General features: G+C 44.2%; 10 protein-coding genes and 1 pseudogene. 7 read left to right on the forward strand and 4 right to left on the reverse strand.

What is annotated here, in order from left to right:
* The first annotated feature begins 61 nt into the window (after positions 1-61).
* A complete protein-coding gene (fcrX, locus tag ACED46_RS11045; protein ID WP_017061956.1) occupies positions 62-508 on the forward strand; it encodes a ferric iron uptake transcriptional regulator FcrX in 447 nt (148 codons plus the stop codon).
* 57 nt (positions 509-565) lie between these two features.
* The gene (locus tag ACED46_RS11050) at positions 566-1,183 is read left to right on the forward strand and encodes a prepilin-type N-terminal cleavage/methylation domain-containing protein (protein WP_032547229.1); all 618 of its coding nucleotides are present in this window, start codon (positions 566-568) and stop codon (positions 1,181-1,183) included.
* 132 nt (positions 1,184-1,315) lie between these two features.
* Here the strand turns inward: ACED46_RS11050 and glnS are convergent, their stop codons facing one another.
* Both glnS and nagE read right to left on the reverse strand, forming a co-directional pair.
* A complete protein-coding gene (glnS, locus tag ACED46_RS11055; protein ID WP_017063407.1) occupies positions 1,316-2,983 on the reverse strand; it encodes a glutamine--tRNA ligase in 1,668 nt (555 codons plus the stop codon).
* Positions 2,984-3,282: 299 nt separating this feature from the next.
* Positions 3,283-4,833 (reverse strand): N-acetylglucosamine-specific PTS transporter subunit IIBC, encoded by a 1,551-nt coding sequence (gene nagE, locus ACED46_RS11060; RefSeq protein ID WP_371721443.1) that lies wholly within the window; start codon positions 4,831-4,833, stop codon positions 3,283-3,285.
* 475 nt (positions 4,834-5,308) lie between these two features.
* Here nagE and nagA point away from each other — a divergent pair, with 475 nt between their 5' ends.
* The 4 genes from nagA to asnB all read left to right on the forward strand — a co-directional run bounded on the left by nagA (position 5,309) and on the right by asnB (position 11,238).
* On the forward strand, positions 5,309-6,445 hold the full coding sequence (nagA, locus tag ACED46_RS11065; RefSeq protein ID WP_371721444.1) for an N-acetylglucosamine-6-phosphate deacetylase: 1,137 nt from the start codon (positions 5,309-5,311) through the stop codon (positions 6,443-6,445).
* 2 nt (positions 6,446-6,447) lie between these two features.
* Positions 6,448-7,662: an ROK family protein gene (locus ACED46_RS11070; protein WP_017062194.1), complete on the forward strand. Its 1,215-nt coding sequence runs from the start codon at positions 6,448-6,450 to the stop codon at positions 7,660-7,662.
* 83 nt (positions 7,663-7,745) lie between these two features.
* The gene (locus ACED46_RS11075) at positions 7,746-9,332 is read left to right on the forward strand and encodes a cation:proton antiporter family protein (RefSeq protein ID WP_017062195.1); all 1,587 of its coding nucleotides are present in this window, start codon (positions 7,746-7,748) and stop codon (positions 9,330-9,332) included.
* A 235-nt stretch (positions 9,333-9,567) separates the two neighbouring features.
* Positions 9,568-11,238 (forward strand): asparagine synthase B, encoded by a 1,671-nt coding sequence (gene asnB, locus ACED46_RS11080; RefSeq protein WP_017066007.1) that lies wholly within the window; start codon positions 9,568-9,570, stop codon positions 11,236-11,238.
* 78 nt (positions 11,239-11,316) lie between these two features.
* Here the strand turns inward: asnB and rfaH are convergent, their stop codons facing one another.
* Positions 11,317-11,823 (reverse strand): transcription/translation regulatory transformer protein RfaH, encoded by a 507-nt coding sequence (gene rfaH / locus ACED46_RS11085; RefSeq protein ID WP_371721445.1) that lies wholly within the window; start codon positions 11,821-11,823, stop codon positions 11,317-11,319.
* A gap of 501 nt (positions 11,824-12,324) precedes the next feature.
* Between rfaH and ACED46_RS11090 the strand changes: the two are divergent.
* A pseudogene (locus ACED46_RS11090) lies at positions 12,325-13,721 on the forward strand (peptide MFS transporter).
* 123 nt (positions 13,722-13,844) lie between these two features.
* Here ACED46_RS11090 and hemH read toward each other — a convergent pair.
* Positions 13,845-14,807, reverse strand: a complete 963-nt coding sequence (gene hemH, locus ACED46_RS11095) for a ferrochelatase (RefSeq protein ID WP_017063404.1) — start codon at positions 14,805-14,807, stop codon at positions 13,845-13,847.
* Positions 14,808-14,961 lie beyond the last annotated feature (154 nt).

Consider the following 14,961-nt stretch of genomic DNA (forward strand, 5'->3'; position numbering starts at 1 on the left):
AACTATAATGGTATTAATATTGAATTCTGTTAATTGCTGCAGATCATCAACAGGAAAGTATATGTCAGACAATAATCAAGCGCTAAAAGATGCAGGTCTTAAAGTGACCCTTCCACGGCTCAAAATTTTAGAAGTATTACAACAGCCAGACTGCCAACATATTAGTGCTGAAGATTTATATAAGAAGCTGATCGACCTAGGTGAAGAAATCGGTCTTGCAACCGTTTATCGAGTACTTAACCAATTCGATGACGCTGGCATTGTAACTCGTCACCACTTCGAAGGCGGCAAGTCTGTATTTGAACTTTCTACACAGCACCACCACGACCACCTTGTATGTTTAGATTGTGGCGAAGTGATCGAATTCTCTGATGACATCATCGAAGAAAGACAGAAAGAGATTGCTCAGCGTTACAACGTGCAACTAACAAACCACAGTTTGTACTTGTACGGCAAAAGCATTAACGGAGATTGCAAAGGCAACCCAGACGCGCATAAAGCGAAGTAGTAATACAGAACGCTGGCTTAGGCCGGCGTTTTTTATATAGGGCATCATAAAGTATCCATGAAAAGAATCCCGCTAGTTAAGGCTTTTACTTTAATTGAGATGTTGGTTGTTGTGGTGATTATTGCAGTGCTTGCTATTGTTGCCCTTCCCCGTTTTCTTAACATTCAAACCGATGGCCGTATCGCTCTGTTTGACGCTGCTCAATCTCAATTTCAAACTGCGATCACGTTTGCTCACAGTAAATGGCTGGTCAGCGGCGGCGGCAACGCTGAAATGAATGACATGCCAGGTTTTGGGGAAGACGGAGACGGCAATGCTCAATTGGACATAAATGACGTCGGCTACCCACTCGGCGTCGATAAAGGCAACCCTATGGGGCAGCCTTACAACATAGGTCAAGGTGACCAAGGGTGTGTGTCAATATGGAATGCCATTATGACAACCGACCTGACCGCGACTACAGACCCGAACCAGTCCAACAATTTTGATTTTATTACCCGCCGTCAAAACCATAGTTTTGTTGCCAAAGACGGTACTCCTCAAAACAAACTCGCGCTTTGCTACTTCATCTACACTGGAGTCGATTTCGACAGCGATCCTGGTAATGCAGGTTATGTTTTCTGGTATAACTCACGCACGGGTGAAGTAACCCAACAAGACCCTAATAATCCCTAAAACTCTGGCTCTAGTGCTTAAAACGCTAGTTGGTCACTAGAAACACCTTGGTAATCAAATTTAAGACACAAAAAAACCGGCCCTAAGCCGGTTTTTTATTGGGTCGTTTTTAACAAACTAAATACTCAAGCATTAAGCTTCAGTTTTACCCCATGTGTCACGTAGACCAACCGTGCGGTTGAAGACTAGTGCATCTGCTTTAGAGTCTTTCGAATCCACACAGAAGTAACCTGTACGTTCAAACTGGTACGCTTGCTCTGCCACACCTTCTGCTAAGCTAGGTTCAACAAAACCATTTAGCGTAACAAGTGATTCAGGGTTTAGCGTTGCAGCGAAGTCATCAGCAGCGGCTGGGTTTGGCACTGTGAATAGACGATCGTACAAACGAATCTCAGCAGGCAGTGCTTTATCAGCAGATACCCAGTGGATAACGCCTTTCACTTTGCGGCCATCTGCAGGGTTCTTACCCAATGTTTCATTGTCGTAAGAACAGAAGATAGTCGTAATGTTGCCTTCTGCATCTTTTTCGATACGTTCAGCTTTGATCACGTAAGCACCACGCAGGCGAACTTCTTTACCTAGAACCAAACGCTTGTACTTTTTGTTTGCTTCTTCACGGAAGTCATCACGCTCAATCCAAACTTCACGTGTAAATGGTACTTCACGAGTGCCCATTTCTGGCTTGTTTGGGTGATTTGCAACCGTTAACGTTTCTACTGTATCTGCTTCGTAGTTTTCGATAACGATCTTAACTGGATCCAGAACAGCCATTGCACGAGGTGCATTTTCGTTCAGATCATCACGGATGCAAGATTCAAGTGAACCGAACTCAATCATGTTCTCTTGCTTAGTTACACCAATACGCTTACAGAATTCACGAATCGAGCTTGAAGTAAAACCACGACGACGTAGGCCAGAAATAGTAGGCATGCGTGGGTCATCCCAACCTTGAACTAGGTTTTCAACCACAAGTTGGTTCAGCTTACGCTTAGACATCACTGTATATTCAAGATTCAGGCGGCTAAACTCGTACTGACGAGGTTGGCAGTCAATCGTGATGTTATCTAGAACCCAATCGTACAAACGACGGTTATCTTGGAATTCAAGCGTACAGATAGAGTGCGTAATACCTTCCAGCGCATCAGAGATACAGTGAGTAAAGTCGTACATTGGGTAAATGCACCACTTGTCAGCCGTTTGATGGTGGTGAGCAAAACGAACACGGTAGATAACAGGATCGCGCATAACCATGAACGAAGAGCTCATGTCGATCTTAGCACGTAGACACGCTTTACCTTCTTCGAAGCCACCGTCACGCATTTTTTCAAACAACGCTAGGTTCTCTTCTGGGCTGCGGTCACGGTATGGGCTCGCTTTACCTGGCTCTTTTAGCGTGCCACGGTACTCACGGATTTGATCAGGACTTAGCTCGTCAACATACGCTAAGCCTTTATTAATTAATTCCACAGCATAAGCGTAAAGCGTATCGAAGTAGTTTGATGAGTAGCAAATATCACCAGACCATTCGAAGCCTAACCAGCTTACATCATTCTTAATTGACTCAACGTATTCAACGTCTTCTTTTTCAGGGTTTGTATCATCGAAACGAAGATTACATTGTCCCTGGTAGTCCTGAGCAATACCAAAGTTCAAGCAAATAGATTTAGCGTGACCAATGTGCAGGTAGCCATTTGGCTCCGGCGGGAAACGAGTATGCACGCTACTGTGTGTACCATCCGCTAAATCTTTATCAATAATTTGGCGAATGAAATTCGATGGACGAGCCTCAGCTTCACTCATCTATAGCACCTCTATGTATTTAGTATTGTCAGAGAAAGTTATCTTTCGTCCCCAAGAAAACGGTCGCTTATAGCGCCAGTCAAAGATAGAAAGATCATTGTTGCTAATCATCCACAATTCTTAGCCTTTGCACAATAAGAACCGTCCGTTAATTGCGATTATTTCTGCTATTCGATGAAGAATAGAACGAACCGTGTTCGCTGGTCTTAAACTGCAGGCACAAAAAAGCCTCCCGTGTGGGAGGCTTTCAATTCGACACTTACTTAAGAGTAACTTTACGTCTTAATTAAGTACTTCCCTTACTGTGGAAGTTTTACATCAGATAGGTCTTCGCCTGCACCAATAGCTTTCATTTCGCCAGCTACGATTTCAGCTAGTGGGCCTAGGATAACCTGTAGGTTGTTTTCACCTAGTTTAACCACACCTTTAGCACCAAGTTTCTTAAGAACAACTTCATCTGCAACAGAGCGGTCTTTAAGAGTTAGACGTAGACGAGTGATACAAGCGTCGATTGAAGTTAGGTTGTCGTGACCACCTAGAGCTTTAAGGTATTTACGTGCAAGGTCGCCCTTTGGTGCTTCGCCAGCAGGAGCTGCAACAGCTTCGTCATCATCTTCACGACCTGGCGATTTCAAGTTGAAAGCGCGGATTGCGAAAGAGAAAGTGAAGAAGTATAGAGCACCGAAGCCAAGACCGATTAGTAGTAGTACGAATGGTTTAGTTGCTAGACCCCAGTTCAATACGAAGTCGATAAGACCAGCAGAGAAACCGAAACCGTGCAGAGTACCAAACATGTTAGCAACTACTAGAGACAAACCTGTAAATACAGCGTGCATTGCGTATAGAGCAGGAGCTAGGAATACGAACATGAATTCTAGCGGCTCTGTGATACCTGTTAGGAATGAACAGAATGCAACTGAGAATAGTGCGCCACCAACTTGGCTACGTTTTTCAGCAGGAGCAGCTAGGTACATTGCAAGTGCAGCACCTGGTAGACCGAACATCATTACTGGGAAGAAACCGTTCATGAATACGCCAGCGCCTTTATCGCCGCCGAAGAAACGGTGTAGGTCGCCAGATTTAACTGTTTCAGTTACTTCTTTAACAGTTGCAACAATTTCTGGGTTAACTGAGTTAGCAAATTCAAATGTGTACTCTTGACCAACAACTAAAGTTTTAGCTAGTGCAGGGTCAACACAAAGTTGAGAGAAGCCTTCTGCAGCAACTACGATCTCTTGACAAGAGCCCATACCGAACCAGAAGTACGAGTTCAGTACATGGTGTAGACCTACTGGGATAAGTGCACGGTTAAGAGTACCGTAAACAAATTGACCGATAGCGCCAGACGTTGAAACTGCGTGAGCAAGTGCATCTAGACCAGATTGAACAGCAGGCCATACAACACCAAAGATTGCGCCAGCAACTAGAGCAAATAGACCAGCCATAATAGGAACTAGACGTTTGCCAGAGAAGAATGCTAGCCACTCTGGAAGACGAGTCGCGTGGAATGCATTGTAAGAGTGACCTGCGATGATACCTGCAAAGATACCGCCGAAGAATGACATATTTACACTAGCATCGATGTTTGTTGCGGTTGCTGTCAGAACAAAGTAAGCAACTGCACCAGCAAGACCTGCTGCGCCGTTACCGTCTTTAGAAAGACCAATAGCTATACCCAAACCAAACAATAATGGTAGTTGACTGAAGATTGCGTTACCAGCAGATGCCATGAATGCGATATCGAGTAAGTCTGGTTGACCCAGACGTAGCAGCAATGCCGCAATCGGAAGCGTTGCGATTGGTAGCATTAACGCCTTACCAAGCTTCTGCGCATATCCTAGAATATTCACCAGTTGTTTCCCCCTATAGGATTTTTTAGAATTCGTTTGAGAAACTTATTTTAGTCGCTCAATTTAGTCCTATTCAGTGTATTCAATTAATTTTGCTCCGCAAATTAAAACCTTACCATTTGTGATCCTAATCACCAGTTTTTACCAAATCCAGAGGTTTTTGCTAGCGAGATCATAAAACTTATTTTATCATTCAAAAAAATGAACATTTATGGATAAAATCCAAATCTAATCATTAGGCAAAAAGATGGTAACTCCGGGCTTATAGAGCACCGTGAATAATCATTATTGATGGACCTAAATGTATAATAAAAATCAATTGTTCATATGTTTTTCAACAACTTAAATCGCTTATCATTTTGAAGCCGTTTGCCCATAAAAGATAAATCGTTACGTAAATGATGCTCGCAAACTAAGTCCGCATTTAGGTAACGAACGAATTTAAAAGATCTCACGAAATAAGGATTAGCTGACTATGTACGCGCTAAGTAACTGTAAAATTTACACTGGTAGTGATGTTCTAACCGATCATGCTGTTGTAATCGAAAACGAACTGATCAAAAAAGTCTGTCCTATCTCTGAATTGCCAGAAGGAATCGAGCTTCGCGACCTAGACGGAGCAAACCTAAGCCCAGGTTTCATTGACCTACAACTGAATGGTTGTGGCGGTGTAATGCTTAACGATGAGATCACTGCAGAAACCATGCAGATCATGCACAAAGCAAACCTGAAATCTGGCTGTACTAGCTTCCTACCAACGCTTATCACCTCTTCAGACGAAGATATGCGTGCGGTTATTACGGCAGCTCGTGAATACCATAACCAGTACCAAAACCAATCTTTAGGTCTGCACCTTGAAGGCCCTTACCTAAACGTTGCGAAAAAAGGCATCCATAGCGTCGATCACATTCGTAGATCTGACAACGAAATGATTGAGCTTATCTGTGAGAACCGTGACCTTATTGCAAAAGTAACATTGGCTCCAGAGCTTAACGACCCTGAACACATCGAACGCCTGCACAAAGCTGGCGTTGTCGTTTCTATCGGCCACACCAACGCAACTTACGCAGAAGCGCGTCAAGGTTTCGAATCTGGTATCACGTTCGCCACTCACCTGTTCAATGCAATGACGCCGATGGTTGGTCGTGAGCCTGGCGTTGTTGGCGCGATTTACGATACTCCTGAGGTTTACGCTGGCATTATTGCCGACGGCTTCCACGTTGATTACGCAAACATCAGAATTGCGCATAAAATCAAGGGAGAAAAGTTGGTATTAGTGACGGATGCCACAGCTCCTGCAGGTGCTGACATGGAATACTTTATTTTTGTCGGTAAGAAAGTATATTACCGTGATGGTAAGTGTGTTGATGAAAACGGCACACTGGGCGGCTCAGCTCTGACTATGATTGAAGCAGTTCAGAATACAGTTGAGCACGCTGGTATCGCTTTAGACGAAGCTCTTCGCATGGCTACGCTATACCCAGCTACGGCTATCGGTGTAGAAAGCAAGCTAGGTCGAATCAAAAAAGGCATGGTTGCAAACCTAGCTGTATTTGACCGAGACTTTAACGTTAAAGCGACTGTTGTTAACGGACAATACGAGCACAATTAAGTATGAATGGCGGACAAATAGGTAACGTAGACTTAGTTAAACAACTAAACAGTGCGGCGGTATACCGACTTATAGACCAACAGGGACCTATCAGTCGTATACAAGTGGCTGATGTAAGCCAACTCGCACCGGCAAGTGTTACAAAAATTACCCGCCAACTTTTAGAGCGCGGCCTAATTAAAGAGGTTGCGCAGCAAGCGTCTACTGGCGGTAGACGCGCTATCTCCCTAACCACAGAAGTAGAGCCTTTTCATTCTGTTGCTGTGCGTTTGGGTCGAGACTACATTCAAATAAGCCTGCATGACCTTGGTGGTCGTGAATTGGCTTTCCAACAGCAAGACCTGAATTATTCAGACCAATCAGACCTTACCCAAGGCTTGGTCAATAACCTCAAAGCTTTCATTGCTGAGCATCAACCAAAGATCGATCAACTGATTGCTATTGGTGTCACGCTTCCAGGCTTGGTTAACCCAACGACCGGTGTTGTTGAGTACATGCCGAATACCGACATCGATAACCTCGCATTAAGCGACATTATTCGCGATACATTCCATGTTGCTTGTTTTGTTGGTAACGATGTTCGTGGAATGGCGCTTGCTGAGCACTACTTCGGTGCAAGTAAAGATAGCCAAGATTCTATTTTGGTCAGTGTTCACCGTGGTACAGGTGCAGGTATTATCGTTAATGGTCAGGTTTTCCTAGGTCATAACCGTAATGTGGGTGAAATTGGTCATATCCAAATTGATCCGCTAGGCGAGCAATGCCAATGTGGTAACTTCGGCTGTCTTGAAACAGTAGCGGCAAACCCAGCTATCGTTGAACGCGTGCAGAAGCTGATTAAACAAGGCTATGAGTCTTCTTTAACAGAGCTTGAGCATATTACGATTCAAGACGTTTGTGACCACGCGATTAATGGTGATGAGCTAGCCAAGCAAAGCTTAGTTCGAGTAGGAAACCAGTTAGGTAAGGCTATCGCGATGACGATTAACTTATTTAACCCTCAAAAAGTTATCATTGCTGGTGATATTACCAAGGCACAAGAGATTGTTTTTCCTGCAATTAAGCGCAATGTAGAGAATCAGTCGTTAACGACTTTCCATAGCGGCCTGCCTATTGTAGCATCACAGATCGATAAACATCCTACGATGGGAGCTTTTGCTATGATTAAGCGCGCCATGCTTAACGGCGTGTTACTGCAGAAGCTTCTCGAAGACTAGAGAAAACAATTCTGATTTTCCGCGGGCCGTGTTTGTATAAACACGGCCCGTTTTTTTAAGCTAGGGAACTACAACAACAAGTTATGGAACTTATATTAATATCCACTGCGTTTATCGCAGGATTTATTGCTTTAAAGTGTCACCTTCCCCCATTAGTTGGTTTTTTGGTTGCAGGCTTTGGGCTTTTTGCCTTTGGCTTTGAAACCAATGACACCATCATTACTTTAGCTGACCTTGGTGTCACGCTGCTTCTATTTACTATCGGCTTAAAGCTCGATATCAAAACCCTACTCTCTAAAGAGATCTGGGCTGGCGCGACAATCCACAACCTTTTGTCCACTCTGTTTTTCGCCGTCGCCCTGTTTGGCTTTAAGTTCTTAGGTATTTCATCGCTAGCTGCCATGTCGGTAGAACAGATCGTTCTGCTCGGTTTTGCTCTTTCATTCTCTAGTACTGTATTTGCGGTTAAGACTCTGCAAGAGAAAGGCGAAATGAATGCGACCTACGGAACGTTAGCGATTGGTATCTTGGTCATGCAGGATATCTTCGCCGTAGTATTCTTAACGGCTTCTACGGGCAAAATACCTGAGTGGTATGCAATTGCTCTGTTTGCCCTACCCTTATTACGCCCACTGTTCTACAAAGTGCTCGATTGGGTTGGTCACGGTGAGATGCTGGTTCTTTCCGGCATCTTCTTCGCATTAGTCGTCGGTGCTGGTTTATTCCATTTGGTTGGTGTGAAACCAGATTTGGGGGCTCTTGTTCTAGGTATGTTACTTGCTGGTCACCCAAAAGCCTCAGAATTATCAAAGTCGCTGTTTAACCTTAAAGAACTTTTCCTTGTCTGTTTCTTCTTGAATATTGGTCTGTCAGAGCAACCAACCATTCAAGGCTTTATGCTCGCAATCTTGTTCTTGCTGATGCTGCCAGTGAAAGGTGTTCTCTACTTCTTGGTACTCAACCGCTTCAAGTTCCGTGTTCGAACGTCTCTACTTGCCTCGCTATCACTGTTTAACTATAGCGAGTTTGGCCTCATCGTTGGTGGTCTCGCCTTCAAGATGGGTTGGATGTCGGGTGATATCTTAGTTGCCGTTGCCATTGCAGTTTCACTGTCTTTTCTAATCGCTGCTCCTTTAAACCGAGCTGGTCATAAGCTTTATCAGCAGTCAGGTAAATGGCTAAAAGAGCATGCGTCAGAAAAGCTTCACCGACGTGATAAGCGAATTGACCCTGGTCGTGCCCAAGTGCTTATTCTAGGTATGGGCCGAATTGGTACCGGTGCTTATGACGAATTACGTACTCGCTATGGCAAGGTCAGCCTAGGTGTAGAAGTGCGTGAAGAAGCCGCGCACAACCACAGAAGCCAAGGCAGAAACGTGATTTCTGGCGACGCGACTGACCCAGATTTCTGGGAGCGAATTCTAGATACAGCAAACGTAAAGCTGGTGATTTTGGCAATGCCTCACCACCAAGGTAATCAAACCGCTTTAGAACAATTAAAGTCACGTAACTTTAAAGGCCAAATTGCGGCTATTGCTGAATATCCCGATCAACTCGAAACACTGAAAGAGAATGGCGTTGATGCGGCATTTAACATTTACAGCGAGGCTGGTAGTGGTTTTGCTCGCCACGTTTGCGAACAGTTAAATCCAAATATCAATAAAATCTAGTATTAGACAGTGTTCAACTAAACCTCTCAAAACTGCCCATTTTTCGCACTTTTGAGAGGTTTTTGTTTAAAAAACCAACCGCAATTAAACATCACACACCAAAAGCACATAAAAATTAGATAATTTCTAACAGAACACCCTTTATATTATTTTTTTGCTCACATCCGGTTGCTTTTTTTAGCCAGAATGGCAAATTGAATGCAGTTGATTTGGAAATTATTTAAAAGGAAGTTCTATGTGTTCAGTATTTGGCATTCTCGACATTAAAAGTGATGCCGCAGCACTTCGCCCTATTGCTTTAGAAATGTCTAAGAAGCTTCGTCACCGTGGTCCAGACTGGTCTGGTATCTATGCTGGTGAAAAAGCAATCCTTGCTCATGAACGTCTTGCTATTGTTGGCTTGAACAGTGGTGCTCAACCACTATACAGTCAAGACAAAAAGCACATTCTTGCAGTAAACGGTGAAATTTATAACCACAAAGAACTTCGTGCACGCTATGAAGATAAGTACCAGTTCCAGACTGATTCTGACTGTGAAGTTATCCTAGCGCTATACCAAGAGATGGGTGCAGACCTTCTAGAAGAGCTTAACGGTATTTTCGCATTCGTTTTATACGACGAAGAGAAAGACGAGTACCTAGTGGGCCGCGACCATATTGGTATCATCCCGCTTTACCAAGGTTACGATGAGCACGGCAACTACTACGTGGCTTCAGAGATGAAAGCATTGGTTGAAGTATGTAAGACGATCAGTGAATTCCCTCCAGGTAGCTTCTACTCTTCGAAAGATGCTGAACCTCAACGCTACTACATCCGCGATTGGAACGAGTACGCTGCGGTACAAGGCAACAGCACAAGCAAAGAAGAGCTGACTGAAGCGCTAGAAGCAGCCGTTAAACGTCAACTAATGACTGACGTTCCTTACGGTGTACTTCTATCTGGTGGCCTGGATTCATCAATTACTTCAGCAGTTGCAAAACGCTTTGCGGCAATGCGTATCGAAGATGATGAGCAATCTGAAGCTTGGTGGCCACAACTGCACTCGTTCGCTGTTGGTCTTGAAGGCGCACCAGACCTTATCGCTGCTCGTGAAGTTGCGGACAAGATCGGAACTGTGCACCATGAGATGACTTACACTATTCAGGAAGGCCTAGACGCAATCCGTGACGTTATCTACCATATCGAAACTTACGATGTAACGACGATTCGTGCATCAACGCCAATGTACTTGCTGGCTCGTAAGATCAAAGCGATGGGCATCAAGATGGTACTTTCAGGTGAAGGTGCTGATGAAATCTTTGGTGGTTACCTGTACTTCCATAAAGCGCCAAACGCGAAAGAGTTCCACGAAGAGACAGTACGTAAACTGCTTGCTCTAAGCATGTTCGACTGTGCTCGTGCAAACAAATCGCTAGCGGCATGGGGTGTTGAAGGCCGTGTACCATTCTTGGATAAAGAGTTCATCGATGTCGCAATGCGTCTGAACCCTGAAGATAAGATGTGCGGTAACGGTAAGATGGAGAAACACATCCTGCGTGAGTGTTTTGAAGACTACCTACCAGATTCAATCGCATGGCGTCAAAAAGAGCAGTTCTCTGATGGTGTTGGCTACGATTGGATTGATACATTGAAAGCAACGGCTGAAGCAAAAGTAACGGATCAACAAATGGAAGCTGCTAAGTTCCGTTTCCCTTACAACACGCCAACAACCAAAGAAGGTTATGTTTACCGTGAAATCTTTGAGGAGCTATTCCCTCTAGAATCTGCGGCAGAGTGTGTACCTGGTGGTCCTTCAGTTGCTTGTTCATCAGCGAAAGCGATTGAGTGGGATGAGTCATTCAAAAACTGTGTCGACCCATCAGGCCGTGCAGTACAAGCCGTTCACAACGATGCTTACAACGCTTAGAGCGTTTTGAACAAATCCTAAAGACTAAAAAAGGCGCATTATGCGCCTTTTGTTTTAAGCCTATTTTTATTACTGCAGTTATGCGCGAGCTTGTAGTGCTTCGTTCTCAATACTGATTGGAACGACTTGGCTGATCATTTTCACCAGCATAATCGATCGAGACTCACCGTCTTTCTGATCGAAAATAGCTTCAACCCCAGCAAATTGGCCACTCTGAATCTTAACTACCTGTCCAGATTCAAACTCAACACAACAATCTTCCACTTCGTTACTGCAGCACTTCTCAAACTCTTTAAGTTCAAACACCAAGTCTCCTTGGACCTCGTGCGGCAGTGAACCGAACTTAATAAAGTCCACAACGCCACGTGTTGAACGAACGGTCGTGAAGCTAGGACCTTGCTCATAATCGAAGCGAACAAAGATGTAAGACGGAAACAGCGGTTCTTTGACCTGCTTTTCTTTCCCTCTCACCACCTTTTTGACTTCTATTTGAGGGTAAAAGCACTCTACCCCCTGATTCTCTAAGTGCTGCTGAGCGCGTTTTTGATCACCACGCTTACAGTAAAGCAAATACCAACGTTTCATTTAACTAGCCATTTTATATTTTTAGATATTTTACCACATGCCTAAAACGGTTGAATCGCCATTAATAAAATGAATCGTTGCTAACGAAAAATAATGCGTAGCAGACCAATTTATCAACAAAAAGTTATAGGTGTCGGAGTGGTTAAGCATTGTACAGAGATCATTTAGAGATCAAAAGACTCATTGTTGTAAGCATATGTATACCCCACCTAATGAGCACACCACTCCCTTTAAACTCAAAATGATACACCAGAGCAATGCATCTAAAGATTTTTATTCAACACGACTTTAATAAAGGTTATTAACCAACCAGCTCAAATCTGGAAAATTAGTTTGCAGCACACTTAAAATGGGCAACATTAAAAGTAAAGATGATTAATATCAATACCTTAGCTAAACCAAGTTGTCGTAACCATAAAATACGTCTATTGCAGACTTTTATCCCACTGTGTATACATGAATGACTATAAAATCTTTTAATACCTAAAATTAGTAAAACTTATGCCAAGCAACCACAACATCTTTGGCCACCCTAGAGGCCTATTTCTACTTTTTAGCACAGAGCTATGGGAACGTTTCTCTTACTATGCGATGCGCGCCATCCTTGTCTTATTTTTGACTGACACTACCCTCAACGGTGGACTGGGTTGGTCAACGAAAGACGCACTCGATCTCTACGGTATTTACACCGGTTTAGTCTACATCACACCATAATTGGTGGCTGGATTGCCGATAACTACCTAGGTCAGCGTAAATCAATTCTGATTGGCGGTGTATTAATGGCACTTGGCCAATTTACACTGGCTCTACCTAACGGCTTCATCGGTTTAGACCAAGTGAACGCTCTGTACCTTGGTTTAGCACTGCTAATCAGTGGTAACGGTATGTTTAAGCCGAACATCTCAACCATGGTTGGCGATCTGTACCAAGAAGGCGATAACCGCCGTGACGGTGCTTTCACCATTTTCTACATGGGCATCAACTTAGGTGCGCTGCTTGGTGGCTTAATTTCAGGTGCTGCTGTCGATTCATTCGGTTGGAAAGCAGGTTTCCTAGCCGCTGGTATTGGTATGGTTATTAGCTTGATCATGCAAGTGACAATGGCTCAGTCTTGGTTAGGCAACATCGGTTCTGTACCTGCTGCTGCAAGAGCGAAAGCACTGAACAAATCTAAAGAAAAAGCGCCACTGACCAAAGAAGAGTTCGACAGACTAAAAGTGATTCTTATCATGGGTCTGTTCGTGATTGTATTCTGGGCGGGCTTTGAACAAGCTGGCGGCCTAATGAACATCTACACTCAACAATATACTGACCGTATGATTGGTGGCTTTGAAGTTCCTGCTGCGTGGTTCCAATCTTTGAACCCATTCTTCATCATTACACTTGCTCCAATCATTGCTGCGTTCTGGGTGAAACTGGGTAAGCGTGAACCCAACTCTCCTGTGAAGTTTGCAATGGCATTGTTCTTCTTAGCACTGGGCTTTGTGTGCATGATGGGCGCGGTAATGGAGCAAGGCGGTGACCTAACAGTGAAAACATCAATGCTATGGCTAGTCGGCGCTTTCTTCTTCCATACCCTTGGTGAGCTTTGTCTATCTCCTATTGGCCTGTCGTTGGTCACTAAGTTAGCTCCGCTTCGCCTAGCATCATTGATGATGGGTGCATGGTTTGGCTTCAATGCGGTGGCAAACTACGTGGCAGGCCTGGTTGGTTCTCACGTTGGTGAGCTTGGTGCTATGTCAATCTTCAGTGGTATTGCTATCACAGCAACGGTGAGTGGCATATTACTGCTGCTTTGTGCTGGTAAGCTTGTGTCATGGATGCACGGCGTAGAAACCAACATGACGCTTGAAGCAGAGCCTAAAGCTAAGCAAGCAACAGAGACATCTGCGGCTTAACTCTCAAGCTGTTTCAAAACGAAATATCCTGATCAAAAAGGGCTGCTCAATGAGCAGCCCTTTTGTTATTTGTATTATGCGCCTTAATGCTAACGATAAGTCATAATCAAGGCTCAGCATCTGTTAGCGATACAGCGCCACTAACTCTGCCATCATATCGATGTGCGAATCTCTGTCGTTCAGACACATAATGTAGCTAAAGTCCGAACCACCAGCGTCAATGAAAGTCTCTTTACACTGGTCTGAAATCTCTTCCAACGTTTCCAAACAGTCAACCGAAAAGGCAGGTGCCATAATGTCGATCTTCTTGATGCCTTTACTCGGCAGTGATTCAAGTGTCTCGTCAGTGTATGGCTTCAACCACTCTTCTCGACCAAATCGCGATTGGTATGTCATTGTGATATCGTCCGCTGACAAACCTAACTCTGCCGCAAGCAGCTTTGTTGTCGCTTCACAATGCTGAGGGTAGATATCGCCTTCATCAGCCAGTCGCTTCGGAATACCGTGGAAAGAACACACTAAATGATCGGCTCTGCCATTTTTATCCCAATGACTGCGGACGCTTTCAGCCAATGCTTTGGCATAGCTTGGGTGCGCGTAGTAGTCGCGAATAAAGCGATAGCTCGGGATAACTGGCATCTGCTTAAAGGCTTTGGTTAAACCATCAGAAACCGCCGCTGTGGTTGTACCAGAGTACTGCGGATATAAAGGCAGTACGATGATGTCCTCAACGCCCTGCTCCATCAGTTGCTCAACACCAGTCTTTAGGCTTGGGTTGCCATAGGTCATACCCAGTGCAACAGGCATCTCTAGCTTCTTCTGGAGCTTTTCAGCTTGTCTTTGAGAGTACACAAGCAGTGGTGAGCCTTCATCCATCCAGACAGACTGATACAGCTTAGCAACTTTAGGCGAGCGAATCGGTAAAATCACCCCATGTAATATAGGACACCAAAGCCAACGCGTTAGGTTTACAACTCGCTTGTCGTGTAAGAATTCACTCAAAAATCGACGAACGCCAGCGGGGGTCGCCGAATCTGGAGTTCCTAAGTTCACCAGTAAAACACCCTGCTTTTTATTATTTTCCATAGATACCTGAGACCAATATGTGATTTTCTGGAAAGTAATATACTAATCTGCATAAGTTTAAGATCATTGCGCCTCAATGAAAGTCTGAATAATCACTCTTCATATGAGATACACAACATCCACTCTCAATTGCTAGCCACTGCCATCGGGTCTG

The sequence above is a fragment of the Vibrio sp. 1S139 genome (genome assembly GCF_041439475.1).
Classification (GTDB): domain Bacteria; phylum Pseudomonadota; class Gammaproteobacteria; order Enterobacterales; family Vibrionaceae; genus Vibrio; species Vibrio crassostreae_C.